The sequence below is a fragment of the Arthrobacter sp. FW306-04-A genome, from assembly GCF_044358315.1.
In the GTDB taxonomy this organism is placed as follows: Bacteria; Actinomycetota; Actinomycetes; order Actinomycetales; family Micrococcaceae; genus Arthrobacter.
In genome coordinates this window covers 4,071,907-4,090,616 of sequence record NZ_CP084559.1, presented here as the reverse complement: position 1 = coordinate 4,090,616, position 18,710 = coordinate 4,071,907, and the positions used below count along the sequence as shown (strand labels likewise).

General features: G+C 62.8%; 18 protein-coding genes. 11 read left to right on the top strand and 7 right to left on the bottom strand.

The window, feature by feature from the left end; all coding sequences use genetic code 11:
- Positions 1-124 precede the first annotated feature (124 nt).
- Positions 125-505: an RNA-binding S4 domain-containing protein gene (locus LFT43_RS19095; RefSeq protein WP_265979416.1), complete on the bottom strand. Its 381-nt coding sequence runs from the start codon at positions 503-505 to the stop codon at positions 125-127.
- A gap of 204 nt (positions 506-709) precedes the next feature.
- Between LFT43_RS19095 and LFT43_RS19090 the strand changes: the two genes are divergently transcribed.
- From LFT43_RS19090 to LFT43_RS19075, 4 genes are all read left to right on the top strand, one after another.
- Entirely contained in the window at positions 710-2,080 is a 1,371-nt protein-coding gene (locus LFT43_RS19090; protein ID WP_395799531.1) for an MFS transporter, read from the top strand.
- A gap of 109 nt (positions 2,081-2,189) precedes the next feature.
- Positions 2,190-2,882, top strand: a complete 693-nt coding sequence (locus LFT43_RS19085) for an SDR family NAD(P)-dependent oxidoreductase (RefSeq protein ID WP_395799529.1) — start codon at positions 2,190-2,192, stop codon at positions 2,880-2,882.
- Entirely contained in the window at positions 2,879-3,304 is a 426-nt protein-coding gene (locus LFT43_RS19080; protein WP_395799527.1) for an RbsD/FucU domain-containing protein, read from the top strand. Before LFT43_RS19085 ends, LFT43_RS19080 begins: the two co-directional genes overlap by 4 nt.
- A 41-nt stretch (positions 3,305-3,345) precedes the next feature.
- Complete coding sequence (locus LFT43_RS19075; RefSeq protein WP_395799524.1) at positions 3,346-4,110, top strand: IclR family transcriptional regulator; 765 nt, start codon at positions 3,346-3,348, stop codon at positions 4,108-4,110.
- Here the strand turns inward: LFT43_RS19075 and LFT43_RS19070 are convergent, their stop codons facing one another.
- The gene (locus tag LFT43_RS19070) at positions 4,111-5,145 is read right to left on the bottom strand and encodes an aldo/keto reductase (protein WP_395799522.1); all 1,035 of its coding nucleotides are present in this window, start codon (positions 5,143-5,145) and stop codon (positions 4,111-4,113) included.
- Positions 5,146-5,390: 245 nt separating this feature from the next.
- Between LFT43_RS19070 and LFT43_RS19065 the strand changes: the two genes are divergently transcribed.
- Complete coding sequence (locus tag LFT43_RS19065; protein ID WP_395799520.1) at positions 5,391-5,882, top strand: flavin reductase family protein; 492 nt, start codon at positions 5,391-5,393, stop codon at positions 5,880-5,882.
- A 9-nt stretch (positions 5,883-5,891) separates the two neighbouring features.
- Here the strand turns inward: LFT43_RS19065 and LFT43_RS19060 are convergent, their stop codons facing one another.
- Positions 5,892-6,653, bottom strand: coding sequence for a hypothetical protein (locus LFT43_RS19060; RefSeq protein WP_395799518.1), 762 nt, complete (start codon positions 6,651-6,653; stop codon positions 5,892-5,894).
- 192 nt (positions 6,654-6,845) lie between these two features.
- On the opposite strand from LFT43_RS19060, the gene LFT43_RS19055 reads away from it, so the two are divergent.
- Positions 6,846-7,250: a YchJ family protein gene (locus LFT43_RS19055; protein ID WP_395799516.1), complete on the top strand. Its 405-nt coding sequence runs from the start codon at positions 6,846-6,848 to the stop codon at positions 7,248-7,250.
- A 33-nt stretch (positions 7,251-7,283) separates the two neighbouring features.
- Here the strand turns inward: LFT43_RS19055 and LFT43_RS19050 are convergent, their stop codons facing one another.
- Both LFT43_RS19050 and LFT43_RS19045 read right to left on the bottom strand, forming a co-directional pair.
- A complete protein-coding gene (locus LFT43_RS19050; RefSeq protein WP_395799514.1) occupies positions 7,284-9,236 on the bottom strand; it encodes an acyl-CoA dehydrogenase family protein in 1,953 nt (650 codons plus the stop codon).
- A 64-nt stretch (positions 9,237-9,300) separates the two neighbouring features.
- Entirely contained in the window at positions 9,301-9,603 is a 303-nt protein-coding gene (locus LFT43_RS19045) for a hypothetical protein (protein WP_395799512.1), read from the bottom strand.
- Between the two features lie 246 nt (positions 9,604-9,849).
- On the opposite strand from LFT43_RS19045, the gene LFT43_RS19040 reads away from it, so the two are divergent.
- The 5 genes from LFT43_RS19040 (at position 9,850) to LFT43_RS19020 (ending at position 17,557) form a co-directional block, all read left to right on the top strand.
- Entirely contained in the window at positions 9,850-11,307 is a 1,458-nt protein-coding gene (locus LFT43_RS19040; protein ID WP_395799510.1) for a DUF3375 family protein, read from the top strand.
- On the top strand, positions 11,300-12,223 hold the full coding sequence (locus LFT43_RS19035; protein ID WP_395799508.1) for a DUF4194 domain-containing protein: 924 nt from the start codon (positions 11,300-11,302) through the stop codon (positions 12,221-12,223). Before LFT43_RS19040 ends, LFT43_RS19035 begins: the two co-directional genes overlap by 8 nt.
- Positions 12,220-15,684, top strand: a complete 3,465-nt coding sequence (locus tag LFT43_RS19030) for an ATP-binding protein (protein ID WP_395799506.1) — start codon at positions 12,220-12,222, stop codon at positions 15,682-15,684. Before LFT43_RS19035 ends, LFT43_RS19030 begins: the two co-directional genes overlap by 4 nt.
- 149 nt (positions 15,685-15,833) lie before the next feature.
- Complete coding sequence (locus tag LFT43_RS19025; protein WP_395799504.1) at positions 15,834-16,748, top strand: SGNH/GDSL hydrolase family protein; 915 nt, start codon at positions 15,834-15,836, stop codon at positions 16,746-16,748.
- Entirely contained in the window at positions 16,745-17,557 is an 813-nt protein-coding gene (locus LFT43_RS19020; RefSeq protein ID WP_395799502.1) for an SGNH/GDSL hydrolase family protein, read from the top strand. Before LFT43_RS19025 ends, LFT43_RS19020 begins: the two co-directional genes overlap by 4 nt.
- Before the next feature lie 129 nt (positions 17,558-17,686).
- On the opposite strand, the gene LFT43_RS19015 is transcribed toward LFT43_RS19020, so the two are convergent.
- Both LFT43_RS19015 and LFT43_RS19010 read right to left on the bottom strand, forming a co-directional pair.
- On the bottom strand, positions 17,687-17,971 hold the full coding sequence (locus tag LFT43_RS19015; RefSeq protein ID WP_395799500.1) for a YciI family protein: 285 nt from the start codon (positions 17,969-17,971) through the stop codon (positions 17,687-17,689).
- A gap of 61 nt (positions 17,972-18,032) precedes the next feature.
- Positions 18,033-18,665 (bottom strand): NADPH-dependent F420 reductase, encoded by a 633-nt coding sequence (locus LFT43_RS19010; RefSeq protein WP_395799498.1) that lies wholly within the window; start codon positions 18,663-18,665, stop codon positions 18,033-18,035.
- Positions 18,666-18,710 lie beyond the last annotated feature (45 nt).

Genomic DNA, 18,710 nt, shown 5'->3' with positions numbered 1-18,710 from the left:
TCGGCGTCCCTTGCCACTTTACGCGGTCGCTTTACGCGCCGCTCACGCTCCTGCTGAGCCGAGGGGCCAAACCGCCCGACGCCGGACCGCGCAGCGGGCATCTGAACCGCCATGTTCGGCGGAGCTACTGCCCCTTCAGCTTCTGCATATCGCGCCGGTCCTTCTTGGTTGGCCGTCCTGCGCCGCGGTCGCGCTGGGGAAGTCCTAGCGCCGGCGCCGCGGGACGCTCCGGAGTGTGGTCAGTGAAGCAATGGGACGCTGCTTCGGCACCTACCCTTTTGGCAATGAGCCGGCGGACCTCAAGGATGCGCTCGAAGCCGGACTGGCGGACCCGGATGGTGTCGCCGACAATCACTGATTGCGAGGCCTTGACCGGGTTCCCGTTGATTCGTACGTGCCCTGCCCGGCAGGCGGTTGTGGCCGCGGACCGGGTCTTGTAGGCGCGGATAGCCCAGAGCCAGGCGTCAATGCGCACATTGCTAGGGGAAGACGGAAGGCTAGTCATGATTGCGAACGAGTATAGTCGGCGCGCGGCCCGATCCGTTGTCGGCTCCGTTCCACGAAACCCTTGACGACGAAAGAAATGCACCCGAGACTATAGTGGTGCACATGTTGCACAGCATGTGCAAGGATTGCTCGAAGCAAAGAAGCAATTGCCCGCTCATTGATCGGGCCTGCAACATACGTTGATTGAGTCAAAGGAGCCTTGATGAAAAGTGTTTTACCTACCCAAATTGCGACACGGCAGTCGTTCGGTGAGCTGGGGGACCGGACTCTGGCGAAAGTTCGACGCAAGGTCATTCCCGTCATCTGCTTGCTGTACTTCATTGCCTTCTTGGATCGGAACAATGTCGGTTTTGCCAAACTCACCATGAGTGAGGACATCGGGTTGAGCGCATCCGCGTACGGGCTCGGTGCTGGCATCTTCTTCATTGGCTACGCCCTGTTTGAGATTCCGAGCAATGGAGGAATGTACCGCTTCGGAGCGAGGAAATGGATTGCCCGCATCCTTATCAGTTGGGGCGTTTGCGCCGCCGCGATGGCCCTTGTTAATGGTGAAGCGACGTTCAACGTCATCCGCTTCCTGCTCGGAGCAGCCGAGGCGGGGTTCTTCCCCGCGGTCGTCTTCTATCTCACTCTGTGGTTCCCTGCCGCCCAGCGGGTCACCGTTCTTGGGCTATTCGTTTTGGCTCAGCCGATCTCCAACGCCATTGGCGCTCCGGTTTCGGGCCTCCTGCTGAACCTTGAAGGGGTCGCGGGCCTTCATGGATGGCAGTGGCTCTACATTGTTGAGGGCATCCCCGCCGTCGTGCTTGGGATTCTTGCTCCGCGGTTGCTGACGGACAGGCCTGAACAGGCTCATTGGCTGTTGGCTGAGGAGCGAGACTGGCTGAGCAACACGATGGCCCGGGAACTCGCCGACAAGCAGAAGTCCGGTCCGCACACCTTTCTGGGCGGGCTCAAGGATCGCAGAGCCCTTGTTTACGCCTTCCTCAACTTCGGCATGGTGTGCGGCATTTACGGCTTTGGTTTGTGGCTTCCCACAGTTGTCTCTGGCCTTGGCAAACTTAGTCCTGTCCAAGTTGGCTTCATCGTGGTCATCCCCTATGGAGCGGCGGCCGCATTCCTCTATTACTGGAGCCGCAGGTCTGACCGGACCGGAAAACGCGCCGCGCACGCCAGCATCAGCATGCTGATTGCGGCCGCCGGTCTCGCAGGGGCGGCGTTCCTTTTACCGGTCAACGCATTGGCAGCCCTCGCCTTCCTCACCATCGCCGCCATGGGAGTCTTCTCGGCAACGGCCCCGCTTCTGTCAATGCCGTCGGCCGCCTTGGGGGGCGCCGCGGCAGCAGCCGGGCTGGCTTTGGTCAATTCCATCGGAAACGTTGGAGGGTTTGTAGCTCCGTTCGCAGTCGGATTGCTCAATGACGCCACCCACAGCAACCTCGCCGGGCTGCTCTTCCTCTCGGTTTGCCTTGTCATCACCGCCTTGGCCACTTACCTCTATGCCCGCAACCGACCCGAAGGCACCACGGTGCCCAGTTCCATCGCGGCCGCAGAACTAGCCGAAACCAACTGACCCTCCACGGCTGGAGAGTCGAAAGAAAGGACCGTGTACCGTGCATGAATCTACACTCCGAGGAAAAACAGCGCTTGTGACTGGAGGCGGGACAGGCATAGGACAAGGTGTGGCCCTGGCGCTCGCCGACGCAGGGGCAAGAGTGGCCATAACCTACAACAGCCACCAGCCCGATGCTGCCTTCGCCCGGCGGGTGGAGAGCGGCTCTGGTAAACCACTGAAAGCACTTCAGGTAGACGCCACCAGTGAGGAGCTTGTTGGCGAAGCCGTCGAGGAGATCGCCAGTGACTTCGGCGGGCTGGACATCTTGGTCAACAACGTCGGAGGCCTCGTCCAGAGATCAACCATCCTGGACATGGAGTACAGCCTCTGGCGGCAGGTGATGGGTGTCAACCTGGACGCGACATTCCTCATGACCCGTGCAGTCTTGCCCCACCTTCACCGCAATGGCCGGATCATCAACGTGGCCTCCCTTGCGGGGCGGAACGGCGGGCATGCCGGAGCAACCGCCTATGCCACCTCAAAGGCTGCCATTTTCGGCTTCACTCGCGGACTTGCCAAAGAAGTAGCGGAATCCGGGATAACAGTCAACGCTCTTGCGCCGGGCTTCATCGAGGCAACGCCGTTTCACGATACATTCACCACATCCGAATCAAAGGCCGCCACCGTTGCAGCTATCCCTTTGGGGAGGGCTGGAGTTCCGGAAGATGTTGCGGGGGCTGCCTTGTGGCTGGCTTCGGAACATTCGCGCTTTGTCACAGGAACCGTTGTAGACATCAACGGCGGGCAGTACTTCGCGTGATCCAGGGCAAACTTACCCATCCGCAGATCATCTCTGCGCTGGCGGCTGCCGGACACGGGGCGACTGTCCTGATTTCGGATGGGCACTATTCCGCGGCGACGGCCGTGGGGCCAAACGCAGTCACCATCTTCCTCAACCTGCAGGCAGGCACTCCAACTGTTCCTCAGGTACTCGACGTGATTCTGCAGATGGTTACGGTCGAGAAGCTGACACGCATCCTACCGTCCGAGGACGCTAGGCCATGCTTGGTGCACAGTGAAATAGATACACTGATGCCCGAGGGCACTAAGGATGAATTCGTCGATCGCTTCCGGTTTTATGACCTTGCAAGGTCCGCTGATCTTGCGCTGTGCATCGTCACGGGCGATTCACGGCGATTCGCCAATGTGCTTCTGACCCTGGGAGTGCTTCCCCAGACCTGACGAGCTTCTATCGGCCCGCCCGAACAGAAAGGTGCCACGACGTGTCCCAGACAGTAGGGCGGGCCATAGACATTCTTGAGTACTGCAGTGACCAGCCTCGTGAAATCAAGGACATTGCGGATTGGTTGGGAGTCCACCGGACTACGGCGATGAGGTTGGTCAATACCCTGATTGGAGCTGGATTTCTCCGTAAGGACGATTCCGGGCGCTTCGGTGTGGGATTCCGACTTGCTGGGTTAGCCCAGTCCGCCCTTGAACAGTTCGACCTGCGTTCGCTGGTTCACCCTCATATCCTGCAACTTAGCAAGCGGGTGGGGCACACCGTCCAGTTTGCCGTTCCGGAAGCGGCCCACCTTGTCTACGTGGACAAAATTGAACCGCCTAACTCCATTACCCTCAACACCAAGATTGGCGGATTGGTGGTGGTGCACACGGCCGGAGTCAGCAAAGCCATCCTTGCGTTCCTGCAAGCCCGCCAAAGAGACCAGATATTAGATCACGCCTCGTTCGAGCAATTCACCGCCACAACCATCACGTCCAGGGAAGAATTCCTCCGAGTGCTTGAGGACGTGCGGAAAAATGGCTGGGCAGCGGACCGGGGAGAGTATGAGTCCTTTTCCAATTGCATTGCCGCCCCTGTACACAGCCATACCGGGGCGGTTGCGGGTGCTATCTCGATTACTGCTTTCAAAGAACGTGCCGATTTGGATGCCCTCAAGCTGCTGTTGCCCCAACTGCTTGAGACCACCCACGCCATCTCCCAAGAGCTGGGCTGGCGCGAGCTGGGGGCGCCGACGGAGGGCTGACTACCGGCGTCGTAGTTCCGCGTATTCAAGGTGCGGGACAACGGTCCCCGCGTCCCGCTCCAGGAAGTTGGTGCCTGGCGCCACGATGTCGTCAATGGCATCCAGGACGGCTTCGTTGAGGACAGTGTCCGCGGCCTTGAGGTAATCGGTCAGGTGGTCCTCCGTGCGTGGACCAATAATGACGCTGCTGACTGCGGGATGGTTCAACGCGAAGCCGACGGCTAGCTGGATAAGGGTGAGTCCATGCCGTTCGGCGACGCGGGCCAAGGCATCTGCTGCCAGGAGTTTATTTCTGTTGAATGGTGCCGAGACGTCGAAACGCCCGGGAACTGCCGAAGCGCGGGAGCTGGCCGGCTGGGGAGCTCCTACGCGGTAGTTCCCGGAGAGCCAGCCGCCGTCGAGCGGTCCGTAACTAAGCACGCCGAGGTTGTACTGCTGCGTGATCGCGAAGACGTCGCGTTCATTCGCGCGAACCAGCAAAGAATAGGGGATCTGATCCACAACCGGCGGTATGAGGTGGTTCGTTGTGGCGATCCACTGTGCCTCCACAAGCTGGGACGGAGTGAATACTGACGTTCCGTAGTAGAGGATCTTGCCCTGCCGGATGAGGTCGTTGAGTGCCGCGATGGTTTCCAGGACGTCCGTGTTGTAGTCCGGACGATGCGCTTGGTAGAGGTCGATCCTGTCCGTTTGCAAGCGGTTCAGGCTGCCCTCCACCGCTTTCATGATCCAGCGTCTGGAATTCCCAGCGTGCGTGGGATTCGGTCCCATTTGTCCATGGAATTTGGTGGAAAGGAAAACGTCATCCCGCCGGCCATGGAGGGCCCGGCCCACAATGGCCTCGGCCTCGCCCTGCGAGTAGATGTCCGCGGTGTCGATGCTGGTGATACCGGCGTCGAGGGCCGCATGGACAATACGGAGGCTTTCTTCGGCGCCCGCGGGCGCCGAGCCTGTCCCAAGGTTAAGGGTGCCCAAGGTAAGGGGGCTGATCAGGGCGCCTGTACGTCCCAGGGTTCGAAGCTCGCTGAGGCTCATCTCCGGCTTCCTCCGTGAAGAATCAAGGCTGTGCAATGGATTGACACGACGCTACACATGTCGCGCCCGAGGCACTCGAAAAGCGTACAAATTCTTCGCTTTTCGTATTGCGGGGTAATGAAAGCAGCGCGTGACGAATTGTGAATTGACTTGAATCGACATGCGAATACACAAATATTGCCGTTATCGGCGTCGAGTGAATTAGTAGAAAGGCAGGCACGAAACTACAGAGAAAGGAAACCGCCATGACCCAGGCTACGGTGGATGAAGCCGCTTCGATCAAGCAGGCGTTCGCCCAATTTCCATCAGGCGTGGCAGCGTTCAGTGCCATGGTCGGTTTCGCACCGGAGGCACTGGTGGCATCCAGCTTCACTGTGGGTGTCTCGCTGGAACCGCCGCTGGTCATGTTCGCGGTGCGGAACTCCTCCACTACGTGGCCCAAGCTCCGGAGAGCCCCGCGGCTGGGCGTTTCCGTCCTGGCCCAAGGCCAGGAGGCCGCGTGCCTGCAGCTTTCCTCCCGGACACAGGACCGTTTCGCGGGCCTTGCAATGTCAACGAGCGACGCCGGTGCGGTGCTGATCGACGGCGCGGCACTGCTGCTTGAATGCGAGGTGGTCTCCGAGACCCCTGCCGGCGACCACGCGATCGTCGTCCTCGAGGTGAAGACCGCGGAGATCAACCACGAGGCCGAGCCCCTCATCTACCACGGGGCCGGCTTCAGGCAACTGGTCGCCTGAAGCTGGATGCTATGCCCGGGGGCGGGCTCCTGCGGAGGCTGTGACGCGGCCGGACGAGACCGGCTTGCCGCCATGAGGGCCTCCCTGACGTTGCCGGATCGGCGTGGCATTCTCGGCCGGCTCCGCGAGGTACCCTTCAGCGGGTTCCTTACCAGGGGTCGGCGGTTCTTCATGGGTTGGGGCTTCTTGTGCCCGTTCAGCCTCCCGAGCCGCGGCCCGGGCATCAGCCTCGGCAACGGCAGCAGCCCACCGACTGTTCAGGACCGGCGGATCCGGCTTTACCGCAACCACGAAGGGATGTTCCTTGGCCTGGGTTGTGGCCACGGCCGTGGCAGTGGCTGCGATTCCGGCCTTGACCTGCGCGGGCTTGGGCCACGTCCGTGGATTCACGAGCGACTTCCAAGGGAAGCTCTGGAAAGCCCTCCACCCCGCGGACCACAGCAACCTGGTGGTCCTCAGGACTCCAAGGCGCGGTTTCTCGGGAGCAACCGCACCCCTCCCCAGGGAGCCGGCTTCCGCCGTCGTAGATTCCCCGACCTCCGCCAGGGCGGGGACGCGCCGAGGCCTCGGCGGCAAATGCACAACCGGGACCGTGTCGCGCTTCGGAAAAATTCCCACCATGGCAAGAAGGACGATCGAGAGCAACTTCACGACGCCGGCCAGCACCAAGGTGATAACCATCAGGAAGGCCAAAGCAAGGAACATGATCGAGGCGAGTCCGAGCGTGCCGAAAAAGGTCAGATTGAGGGCCAGTGTTGTTGGATCCTCCACGTAGCCTCCCCGAGCCAGAGTTGTGAGGTGGATGCCGCAACCGTCGGTCCGCGGGCATGTCTTCTAGCCTACGGGCGAAATCTGGATGAATCATCCGCCAAACTCCGCCTTGCATAGGTTGTGTCGAAGCTGTTATCTGGTGTGACAAAATTTGTTGCGTAGCTCTCACCATTCAGTCCAGACAGGGCGTCAATGCCACTCGATTCCGCTCGCCTCCGCCAAGGCGCCTGCCCTTGCCTGTCGGGGGAGCAGTACACCGAGTGCTGTGGACGTTTCCATCGCGGGGACGCCGACGCGCCAACGGCTGAGCAGCTCATGCGCGCCCGCTACTCGGCCTTCGTGGTCCTTGACAGGGACTACCTTCTGCGCACCTGGCACCCGGACACACGCCCGGCGGCACTTGACTTGGACCCGGATATTGAGTGGCGGCGGCTGGACATCCTGGCAACCCGCCACGGCGGACCCTTGGACCTTGAAGGATCGGTCGAGTTCGCGGCGCACTACCGTTCCGACGGCGAACGCGGGGTCCAGCGCGAAAACAGCCGTTTCGTCCGGATTGACCGCCGCTGGTACTACCTCGACGGCAACGTCGGCTAGCTCTTTCCGCGCTGCCTCGGTCAGCAGCGGGACTCAGCGGTACTTACGGTGCAGGCTCTCCTTCAATGATGCTCCAGGGGAGGCATCGGCAATCCACGGACCCGTGCCTTCGGACTGGTCCAGGATTCCGGCCTCGAGCCAGGCGTAGTCGCCCGCAAGGACGTTCGATGACAGCTCGTGATCGACATCGTCGGTGTTGCGCCACAATTGCTCGAAGTATCCGTCCACGCGTATCCGGGCCTGCTCGCAAAAGGCCTCGGCAAGTTCGTAGGCCGCCGCACCCTGTTCCGGTGCCGTCTGCAACAGCATTTCGGCCCGTGAGCAGCACGCCGCCATGGCAAACAACTCTGCTCCGATATCCACAATCCTGCCGAGGAAGGCTTGTTTGTACTCGAGCCTCGCCTGCCAGCGGCCCATCCCGTAGAACGTCTGCCGGGCGAGCTTTCGGGAAGCCCGCTCCACATACCGCAATTGTTTGGCCAAGCGCCCAAACTCACCATAGGAGCGGGGGTCCATTCCGGCTCCGGCCACGAGCTTCGGGAGCCACCTTGCGTAAAAACCTGAGGCGCCGACGGCGGCACGCGCCTTCTCCTGCAGGGTCGCGTCCGCGGAAGCGAGCTCGCCCGCTGCCGAAAGGTGGGCGTCGACGGCTTCGCGGGCGATGAGCAGGCGCATGATCTCGGACGAGCCTTCAAAGATCCGGTTGATGCGCATGTCCCGCAGCAATTGCTCAGCCGCCACCGCGCGTTCTCCGCGGGCTTCCAAGGAATCAGCCGTTTCGAAGCCACGACCTCCACGGATCTGTACCAGCTCGTCAGCCACCGTGTAGCTCAGCTCAGTGGACCAAAGCTTGGCCAGGGCGGCCTCGATCCGCACATCCTTCTGCCCGGCGTCGGCCATTTCGGCAGAGAGCTCAAAGACGGCTTCGAGGGCAAAAGTGGTCGCGGCGATAAAGGCGATCTTCTTGCCGACGGCCTCATGTTTTCCAACCGGACGTCCCCATTGGGTGCGCGCGTTGGACCATTCACGGGCGATCTTCAGCGACCACTTGCCCGCGGCCACGCATAGTCCGGGGATGGAGAGACGGCCCGTGTTGAGGGTCGTGAGCGCGATCTTGAGCCCTTGGCCCTCACGGCCGAGCCTGTTGGCTGCAGGTACACGAACTTGGTGGAAGCGGGTCACCCCGTTCTCGATGCCGCGCAGGCCCATGAAGGAATTGCGGTTCTCGACGGTGATGCCGGGGGAGTCCATTTCCACCACGAACGCGGTGATGCCGCCCTTCAGGACCGTGCCGTCCGGGCCTGTACGGGCCGGAACAACCGCCATGACCACCACCAGCTCGGCAATGACGCCGTTGGTCGTCCAAAGTTTCACGCCGTCCAAAAGGTAGGACTCGCCGTCGTCGCTTGGCACTGCGGTGCAGCCCATCCGGGCGGGGTCGCTGCCGACGTCGGGCTCAGTTAGCAGGAAAGCCGTGATGGCGCCGGCGGCGCAACGCGGCAGGTACTCCTGCTTTTGCTCGGGGGTGCCGAAGACCTTGACCGGCTCCGGGGCGCCGATGGATTGGTGGGCCGAAAGTAGCGCTCCGAGGCTCGGGTGGACCGATCCCAGGAGAGCCAAAGCTCTTCCGTAGTAAACCAACGACAGGCCCAAGCCGCCGTACTCGCGCGGAATCTTCATGCCGAAGACGCCCAGCTCGGTGAGGCCAGCGAGATATTCGTCCGGGATCTTGGCATCGCGCTCGATCATGCGGCCGGACATTGTGCCGCAGAACTCCGTCAACTTCGCCATGAACTCTTCGCCGCGCTCGATGTCTTCGGCTCTTGCTCGCGGCCAAGGGTGGATTAGTCCAAGATCGAAATCGCCCAGATACAGCCCTTTGGCAAAACTTGGGCGGACCCATTCGGTTTCGCGGGCGGCTTCGGCGACGGCGCGGGCTTCTGCCGCTGTGACGTCGGTGCTCTTGTTGTCAGTGGCGGAGGTCATAGGAAGGCTCCTCTTGCCGGTTGTGCCGGTTCGAGCCCAGGATCCGCCTCGGGTGGGGGACCCTTCAGCTGTCCCTCAATGCTACCCGCGGGTAGGTACCTGTGCTAGGGGAGGTTTGCGACGGGAATTCCACTGGCAACTCGACCTTGCCGGCCTGGTGGACCAGTTGATCCCACGCGAAATTGATGCCGTGGACCAGGCCACCCAGTACGTTCTTCACGGTGAACCATGCCAGGCTCGCCACTCCGACCAGGGCAAGAATGGCCATGGCGGCTACGGCAATGAAGGCCGCCAGAACCAGGCCTAGGACCAGTGTTCCGCCGAATACGTAAGTGCTGGTGTCCATAGTCGTAAGGTCGAACTGCATTGGGTCCCCTCCGCAACGCTGCCAAAGCCGACGTCGGAATGTCGATGTCGTTGGAGACGACACTAGGGGCGATATCGGCAGTTCAGCTAGCAACAACACCGGCCGCCATGCGTGTCGATACGCGATCGAAACCCTACCGCTAGGTAGATCACGGAAGGGTTGCGGCGCACCCTGCGTTAACCTTGTACGGGGCAGTTTTCGGGATTTCCGCTGCCAGAAGGTTCCGCGGCAGCTGAAGGAGAGTAAGTGTCCCGCTCAGCAACGTCCTCAGCCGATGCCATTAGCGCACGGCTCAGGGACCTCGAGCTTCTCACCAAGGGCCCCGCATGGGTCCTCACGCGCTCGGCCCCCTGGGTCATCGCGGTGCTCCAAGCGTCCTTCACCCGCACAAGACCGCAACTTCCGCTTGAGGAGTTCCACGCCGACGTCGACGCCTTCCTTGAGCAACTCCGGAGGCAGGATCCCGGGCTGGGAGGGCAGGCGAGCGGCAAGGCGTTTGCCGACGAATGGACCCGCAAGCAGTTCCTGACCCGTCGCAGCCAGTCCGGCCAGATCGTCTACGAAATCACCGAAGCTGCCGCGCGCGTCCTTGCTTTCCTCGATAGTCTCTCCAGCGAACGCTCCACCCTCAACGGTTCCCGGCTCGGAACGCTGTTGGGCGACGTCGAAAAGCTCGCCAACGAGACCAATCCGGACCAAAGCGCCCGCCTGGAGTCCCTCTCGGAGGAGATTCAAGAGCGTCAGCAGCTGATCGAAGACATTAGCTCCGGCGACTTCGACGGTCTCCTGGATGACGAAGAAGCCATCGAAGCGGCAGGGAACATCCTGGACCTGGCGGCGAGCCTGCCGGCGGACTACAAAAAAATGCGCGACCGCATCGAGGAACTGGTCGGTGAGCTTCGCAACCAGATCATCGAGGAATCCCTCAGCAAAGGTGCCACCATGGCGCAGGTCCTGGAAGCGGACAAACGCTTGCGGCAGAGTCCCGAAGGCCGCACCTTCCGCTCCTTCACTGCGTTCCTTGAGGATCCGCAGCAACAATTGCGCTTCCGATCGGCGATCGGTGACGTGTTGAGCCGTCAGTTTGCCGACGACCTCAGCCATGAGGATCGGGAAACCCTCAAGAACCTTGTGGCGGAACTTCGCACCCAGCACAGCCAGATCCAGCGCATCTACGGCCGGCTTTCGGAGAGCCTGAACAACTACATCCAAAGCGATGACATCCGACAGTCGGTCCGGCTCCGGCAGGTCTTGCGCGAGGCCGAGCAAGCGATCCGCTCCATGCCCTACGAACGCGACCGCCCCGGCCTGGTCCGCGGACCGGTGCTGTTCAACGCCGGATTCGAATCACTCGCCATGGTTAAGCTCTTCGATCCGGATGAGTTCGCAGCGCCTCCCAAGCTCGCCGATCCCATTGCGTTCAGCGATTCGGACCGCGTCAGGTCGCTGCGCTCCGCGAAAGCGAGGCCCGCCGTCGTCCGCGCCGCCATGGCAGGCGCAGCCACGCTGGCGGAGGCTTGGACCAATCTCCCGGAGGAAGAACGGCACATCAACACTGTCCGGGCCCTCCTGTCCGAAGCGCTGCACGGGGGTGCGTCGTTTGACCGGGCTGCGTGGGAAGACATCGACTTCAAACAAATCGACGGCAGCACGCGCACCGCGTACCTGCCCCTCGTGACGCTGACTAAGGATTCCGATGACTGACGCCCACCCCACCGAGCATGCCCCCTCTTCGGAGCAAGGATTGGACATAACGCAGCATGTCCAATCCGGACCTTCACAGGATGGACATGCGCATTCTTCGACGGCGGCGCAGGATGGACATGTCCACTCGGACCCGTTCCGTGTCACGCCTCGCGACACGTTTGTTGACGGCGCGGCGCTGTTCCCGGGCGATACCGGCGTGCTGCCCATGAAGGTCCGCCAGGCCCTCGTGCGGCTGCTTAAGGGTCCGTACATCGACGGCGGCCGCGACGAAAAGCTCTGGACCACCCTTCTGGACAATCAGGTGATTCTCCGCAGCAGGCTCTCGGAGCTCTTCCTGAACCTGCAGTTGGACCACGAACGGAAGATCGCGGTGCTCCGGCCCGTTGATCCGGAAGCCATCGGCGGCAGCGCCCGCTCGAGCATCCTTCGCCAACAGCGCGCGTTGAGCCGTGTCGAGACAATCGTGCTGCTGCGACTAAGGCTCCTCCTTGACCGCCACGCCACGGCACAGACCGATCCCGTCATCACCCGCGAAGAAATCGCCGAGCTCGTTGCGCACTACCAGCCATCCGGCCAACAAGACGCCCTCCGCGACACCGATGTCGTCAACCGCACCGTCACGAAGCTACTAGCCCGCCAACTCCTCCTGGCCACGGGCATCGAGGACACCTTCGCGATCTCCAAGGCCCTCCCCCTAGCCCTCCCCTTCGAAAACATCGGCGACATCCCGGCCCAAATCGAAGCACTGATCGCAGTAGCAGCCGACGAATCAGGCACCGAACCGCTGATCGAACTAACACAAACGGACGACGACGGCGAGTCACCCGAGCTGCCCGACGACGAGGAAGGCGATGATCCGGTGACTGGGGACCACAGCTCCGACGGAATCTCGCTAGAGGAGGCAGCCAATTGACTATCGCAACCATGCTTCCGATCGGCGAACTCACCAACCCGGGCCAGATGCGCCTTGCCTTGGTCCAGGTGGTCAATTGGGGCACCTTCCATGGCGCCCACACCATGCACGTGGACCGCAACGGCACGCTGCTCACGGGCAATTCGGGCGTCGGGAAGTCGACGTTGTTCGATGCCATGCTCCGCGTCTTCGATGCCCGGCCGCGCTCCAACGAGGCGGCAGCGCAGCGGGCTGGCGGGGCTGTGGAGGACAAGAGGACCACGTTCACGTACATGCGTGGAAAGGTGGGCGACAAGGCCGTGGGCGAGGGCTCGGCGAGTGCCTTCCAGCGCCCTGGTGCCACCTGGTCCGCCGTCGCGCTGACGTTCGACAACGCGGCCGGCACCAAGATCACCGTCTCGGCCCTGTTCGACCTGCCTAAGAACGGCACGGAGTCCAGCGTCGGCCGGTTCTACGTGATTGACAACAAGCCCCTGGATTTGGGCGCGATCGAGGGCATCGCAGAGAAGCGGTTCACAAAAGGCGCGCTGGAGACCATTTTCCCGGATGGCCAGATATTCGATGTGCACAAAGCCTTTGCGGAGCGTTTCCGCAGGCTTCTGGGTATCAACTCGGACCAGGCGCTCCCGCTCCTGCGGGTGATCCAGGCGGGCAAGGGGCTCGGCGGCAGCGTCAACACGTTCTTCCGCGACCAGGTGCTCGACGCACCCGCGACGCTGACTGCCGCAGACGACGTCGTCGAGGAGTTCAGCAACCTCATGTCCATCAGGCAGCGGCTGGAGGACGTACGCCAGCAGCGCGATCAGCTCGCCCCCGTGCCGGGAATGAACAAGGAGTATGCCCAGTCGTTGCTGGAAGCCAACCGGCTCCGGGACCTCAGTGGCGAGGAATTCGACGCCTACAAGCAGCAGCTTTCCGTCACTGTCCACGCCAAGACTTTGGCCCGTTTCAAGGACCTCGCCCAGGCGAAGGCCAAGGAACTCAGCGCCGAGCGGGGCGTCAGGGACGCCCTGGCCAAGGAACTGCGCCAGCTCGAATCGGATTACAACAATCAGGGCGGCAACGCGATTTCGGCGATCGAGCAGTCGCTGGAAAATGCCCGTGTCGGCCTCAAGCTCCGCCAGCAAGTGGAGGAAGCGGCCCGCCAGGCATTGGCCGACGCCGGGCTGAACCTTCAGTGGACGGCTGCGGGTTGGGAGCGGGCCCACGAGCAAGCCGCGAGCCGCTCCGCCGAGCTCAAGGACGATTCCGAAGCGCTGCGGGAGCTCCGGTTCGAAGCCTTCGACGGCCACGCCACCAAGAAACGTGAGCTCGCCGCAGCCCAGCAGGAGCTCGTCTCGCTGAAGACGCGCAAGTCCCTTCTGCCGCCGTCGAGCATTGAAAACCGTGCCGCTCTCGCCGCGGCCACCGGCATCCCCGAGGACCGCATGCCCTTCGGCGGCGAGCTGATAGACCTCGCGGAAGGGGAGGAACAGTGGCGGCCCGCGGCCGAGCGTGCTTTGCGGAACCTCGCTACGACGCTGCTGGTTCCGGGGGAGCATTTCGCGGCCGTTACGCGCTACCTCAACGACAACACCGTCCGCGGCGCGCTGCGCGCAGTGGACGTCTCCAAACCGCTCGCGGGCGGCGCTTTGGCTGTGGAGGACGTGTCCGACGGCGACTTGCTGACGAAGCTGAACATCCTCACCTTGGGGGCGAACGCCGACGCCGGAGAGTGGATCCGCGAGCGGATCGCCCTCGATTTCGCCTACCCATGCGTGGAAGACCCGGACGAACTCGCAAAGCTGGACAAAGGCCTGAGCCTGGGCGGTGTGGTCAAACGCAACAAGCACACCGTGGAGAAGGACGACCGTTTTACGAGCCGGCAGGACTACGTTCTCGGCTTCGACAATGCTTCCAAGCTGGAACTCGTGGCTGCTAAAGTCGGCGAGTTCGAAAATGAGCTTGCAAAGGCCGCCGAACTCGCCCAGAGCCGCGAGGATTCCCACCAGGGCATGACGCGCCAACTCGAGGCGCTGCGCCGCATCGCCGACGACGAGCGTGGTTGGGAACAGGTCTCTGCGGCAGTTGCCGCTGAGGAACTCGCGAAGATCGAACAGCGGCTCAAAGATGCCTTGGCCGCGCAGGCCGACTTGGAGCCCTTGCGTGCAAATATCGAGGCTGTACGCGAAAAGCACCAGTCCTCCACAGGGTCGGCAGCGGTGCTCCAGAGCGAATACAAGACGCTCGACCAGCAGATGACCACGGCTGACGCCCTCCTGGATGCTGCGCGCAACCGCCTGGACCAGGCGCCGCCGTCGGGCACTACCGTGACTGCCCTCGAACCGTACTTCAGCGCATTCGCCGAGGTGAGCGAGCTCCACGAACTCGACACCCTGGCTGCCGAAGTCCGGAGCAAGCTCTTGGCAGAGCTGCACGCCGCAGAGTCTCGCGGGCAGGCGTTGGCCGAGCGGCTGACGCGCATGTTCGAAGGATTCGTGCGCGAATGGGGCACCGCGATTTCCGCGGACCACGGCACCTCCATTGGCGCGGCGGGGGAGTTTGAGTCCCGTTATCACCAGATCGTCAGCGAAGGCTTGCCCGCGCAGGAAGCTGAATTCCGGCAGTTCTTCAACCAGCGCACGCACGAATCGTTCAGTACGCTGCTGCACCTGCTCGACGAGGAACGCCGCGCCATCACCAGCCGCATCCTGCCCCTCAACGGCATCCTGTCCGAGGTCAATTTCCATGAGGGAAGCTTCCTGGAACTCGACATCAAACAGACGCTGCCCGCCACCGCGAAGCAGTTCAAGGACGCCATCCACAATGCGTTGAAGACGCGTCATACGCGGCCGTCCCGTGCGGCGGGTGCCGCTTCGGGGACCGGGGCCTCGCCCGAGGCGGACGACGACGTCGAACTCACCAACCGCTACAAGTCGCTCGAAACGCTGGTCAAGCGTCTCGGATCGCAAACCCCGGAGGACCGGCGTTGGCGCGCCGACGTGCTGGATGTCCGTGGGCATCTTTTCATCCAGTGCAAGGAGCACCGCTCCGTCCAGGGCCCGCGGGGCGGCAAGAAGACCGAGGTGTACATGCATGCTGACACCGGCTCGATGTCCGGTGGCGAGCGGCAGCGTTTCACGGCGTTCATCATGGCCGCTGCGCTGAGCTACCAGCTGGGTATCGCTGAGCAAGGATTCACCACCTATGGAACGGTGATGATGGATGAGGCGTTCGTTCTGGCCTCGGAGGAATTCGCCGGCGCGGGGATCAAGGCGCTTCACGAGTTCGGCTTCCAGTTGTTGCTGGCCGCGCCCGAGAACGTGATCGACCTTTCCCGGCACCTTGGCTCGGTCACCGAAATCCTGCGCGACAAACGAACCAACCGCTCCGGAGTGCTCACCGCTCCCGTGATCGGCGGCCCGGGGGTTCCGGGTGAATGGCGTTCCGAGGCCAACCCCGTGGACATAGTGCTCCGCTAGCCCACGCTCGCTCACTTTTGTGGTGTTTCCGGCGGACGCACGCTCACATCAAGTGAGCGACCGTTCGGCCAAACGGCCCTATAGGTGAACGAGCGTCGAATTAACCTGGGCTTTGCCGGCGGGCAACCGGGCGGGGTTACGCTGGCGTGGTGGCTGGGAACGTGTTTCATGCTGACCAGAACGGACGACGGCGGTTTGTTGCCTTGGGCGATTCCTTCACCGAGGGCGTGGGGGACCGGAACAAGACGCTCCCGAACGGCGTCCGGGGCTGGGCCGACCGCGTCGCCGAGAAACTGGCCAAGGCTGAACCTGGCTGGGAGTACGCCAACCTTGCCGTTCGGAGCAAGCGACTCCGCCATATCGTTGAGGAACAGTTGGGCCGGGCCTTGGCCATGGAGCCCACGCTCATCACTCTCTATGCCGGCGGCAACGACATCCTGGACTTCGGCACGGACATGGACCAACTCATGGCCGAATACGAAGAACTCGTGGCTCGCCTCGCAGCGACAGGAGCCACTTTGGTCCTGTTCACGGGGTACGACGTCAAGGTCTCGGCCGTGCTGGAACCCTTCAAGAAGCGCAACGCCCTCTACAACGAACGCGTCCGCGAATTGGCGGCCAAGTACGGGGCCGTGCTGGTGGACTATTGGTGCCTTGACGCCTACCACGACCGCCGAATGTGGGCCTCGGACCGCCTCCACATGTCCAAAGCAGGACACAAATACATGGCGGCGCAGGTCCTGGATCACCTCGGCGTGCCGCATAAGTTCTCTCCCAAGGATTGGGAACCGCCGCAGCGCCTCAAGCTGCGCGATTGGGAACGTCGTCAGCGCCGCTGGGTAAACGAGTGGGTCCTGCCGCTGTTCGGCCGGAAGCTCCGCGGCGTCACGCTCGGGGACATGCTAAGCCCACGTTGGCCGGAGCTTGTGAAGGTTCCACGGAAGGCAGGGCTGCGGAAACTCGCGGAGCGCCAAGCCGCCGCGGCGGGCTCAGCCGCTGCCGGAAGCAAGGCGCCAAACAACGCACAAGGCAACGCTCAAGACAACGGGGGGACAGGACTATGACCACGCATATGCCGCTGCGATTCGTCGCCGTCGGTGATTCCTTCACCGAGGGCGTCGGCGATACCGACCTTCGCCTTCCCAACGATTGCCGCGGGTGGGCCGATCGCGTCGCCGAGGAAATGGCCAGGCACCAGCCGCGGACGCGGTACGCCAATTTGGCCCTCCGCGGGCGGCGGCTCAAACAGATCGTCGAGGAACAACTCAAGCCGGCACTTGGCATGGCTCCCACACTGGTCAGTTTCCACGCCGGCGGCAACGATCTCCTCGGTGCACGGCTGGACATGCGCGCCCTGATCGGTGGATTCGAGGACGCCGTTGCCAAGATCGCGGAGAGCGGTGCCCAGATCCTGCTTTTCACTGAGTACAACGTGCCGCTCTCGCCCGTGTTGGAACCGCTCAAGCTCCGCACGGCCGTTTTCAACAAGCACATCCGGCGCATCGCCGCGGCTTACGGAACGCTCCTGGTGGACCATTGGTGCTTCGAAAAGTACCAGGACCGCCGTATGTGGGCTCCGGACCGGCTGCACATGTCCGGAATCGGACACGAATACATGGCGAAGAAGGTCTTGGAGGTGTTGGGTGCCACGCATTCGCTGGGCTCACCGGTGCTCGGGCCACTGCAACCGCGGAGCCGCGCCGAGATCGTGGCCGAGGACGCCGCGTGGCTCAGGCGCGATGTGGCACCGTGGCTTTCGCGCCGTTTCAGGGGAGTTTCGAGCGGTGACCACCTCAGCGCCCGCTGGCCCGCACTCATGCCGGTAGTCCTGCCGGAGCGGCTAGGTATGTCCCCTCAACCAGCCCTGCTTTGACGTGCGGCGGCGTCACGCCTGACACCTTTTTGGCGGTGGGCGGGCACCGAAGCCGCGAGTTTCCGGGCTTCTGGCGGAGGCGAGGCGCCAAAAATGTGCTCAGCGTGACGCCCCGGAACCGCAACCAGATTAGTCGAGCAGGTTTTCGTAACCTGTGGACGCCGTGGTCACCGTGAATTCGACGATCTCGAAGTCGGCTACTCCGTTGACGTAGAACGGATCCGTCGCCAAGGAGGCGTCCAGCGTTGCACGGTCAACGTTGGACAACAGCACACCGCCGATCGCCGGAACGCGGCGTCCGGACGCAAGGAAAGTGCCGGCGTCGAACGCTTCTTTGACCCAATCCATATGTGCGGGGCGGTGGAAATCGACGATCTCGTCGGGGACCTTGTATGTCAGTGAAACGACGAACATGCCGCCAGCCTACAATGCGGAGGGCGGCCAAAAGGGGGCCGCCCTCCGAAACCGCAGCGCCCTACGGCAGCAGCTTGACCGCGGAGTTCCAGTTGTAGTCCGGGTGGGCTTCGCTGATCTGCAGCGTCATGACGAGCAACTGGAAGGCTTCGAGCTCACGGGATCGGCGCAACGGCCCCACGTTCACCGGGCGCAGCCCGGCACCCTTGACGAAGTCGACGACGGCGGCTGTCGCCTCGGCGTCGTCGCCCGCCACGAGCACATCGAGGGTCTGACCGTTCACTTCGCCCTCCGCGAGCGTGGCTGCGAAGACAGTGTTGAACGCCTTGACTACCGATGCGCCCGGGACCAAGGTCTGGAGTTCTTCGGCGGCCGAGGTTCCGGCGGGGACGGTGAGGGAATCGAAGGTTTCGAAGTTCACGGGGTTGGAGATGTCCACGATCGTCTTCCCGTTGAGCGCGGAGCCATAGGAAGAAAGCACTGCCTTGGAGGCCTCGAACGGAGTGGCCAGTACCACGATGCTGCCTTCCACGGGTGATCCCGTGGTGCCGGAGGTCCCGTTGACCGATGCGGCCAGCGCAGCAGCGGAGCCTTCGTCGCGGCTGAGGACCTGGACGCTCTTGCCTGCGGTGGCGGCGCGGGCCGCGATTCCGGACGCCATGTTGCCAGTGCCGATGATGGTGATGTCAGCCATTGTTGTTCCTTTGCTTGGATGCTCATGGTCCTGCGGATTGGTCCG

Excerpts from the sequence above, each read along its gene's own strand:
- LFT43_RS19095 (WP_265979416.1), bottom strand. The coding sequence starts at position 505 with ATGACTAGCCTTCCGTCTTCCCCTAGCAATGTGCGCATTGACGCCTGG.
- LFT43_RS19090 (WP_395799531.1), top strand. The coding sequence starts at position 710 with ATGAAAAGTGTTTTACCTACCCAAATTGCGACACGGCAGTCGTTCGGT.
- LFT43_RS19070 (WP_395799522.1), bottom strand. The coding sequence starts at position 5,145 with ATGAGCCTCAGCGAGCTTCGAACCCTGGGACGTACAGGCGCCCTGATC.
- LFT43_RS19065 (WP_395799520.1), top strand. The coding sequence starts at position 5,391 with ATGACCCAGGCTACGGTGGATGAAGCCGCTTCGATCAAGCAGGCGTTC.
- LFT43_RS19055 (WP_395799516.1), top strand. The coding sequence starts at position 6,846 with ATGCCACTCGATTCCGCTCGCCTCCGCCAAGGCGCCTGCCCTTGCCTG.
- LFT43_RS19050 (WP_395799514.1), bottom strand. The coding sequence starts at position 9,236 with ATGACCTCCGCCACTGACAACAAGAGCACCGACGTCACAGCGGCAGAA.
- LFT43_RS19045 (WP_395799512.1), bottom strand. The coding sequence starts at position 9,603 with ATGCAGTTCGACCTTACGACTATGGACACCAGCACTTACGTATTCGGC.
- LFT43_RS19035 (WP_395799508.1), top strand. The coding sequence starts at position 11,300 with ATGACTGACGCCCACCCCACCGAGCATGCCCCCTCTTCGGAGCAAGGA.
- LFT43_RS19020 (WP_395799502.1), top strand. The coding sequence starts at position 16,745 with ATGACCACGCATATGCCGCTGCGATTCGTCGCCGTCGGTGATTCCTTC.
- LFT43_RS19015 (WP_395799500.1), bottom strand. The coding sequence starts at position 17,971 with ATGTTCGTCGTTTCACTGACATACAAGGTCCCCGACGAGATCGTCGAT.
- LFT43_RS19010 (WP_395799498.1), bottom strand. The coding sequence starts at position 18,665 with ATGGCTGACATCACCATCATCGGCACTGGCAACATGGCGTCCGGAATC.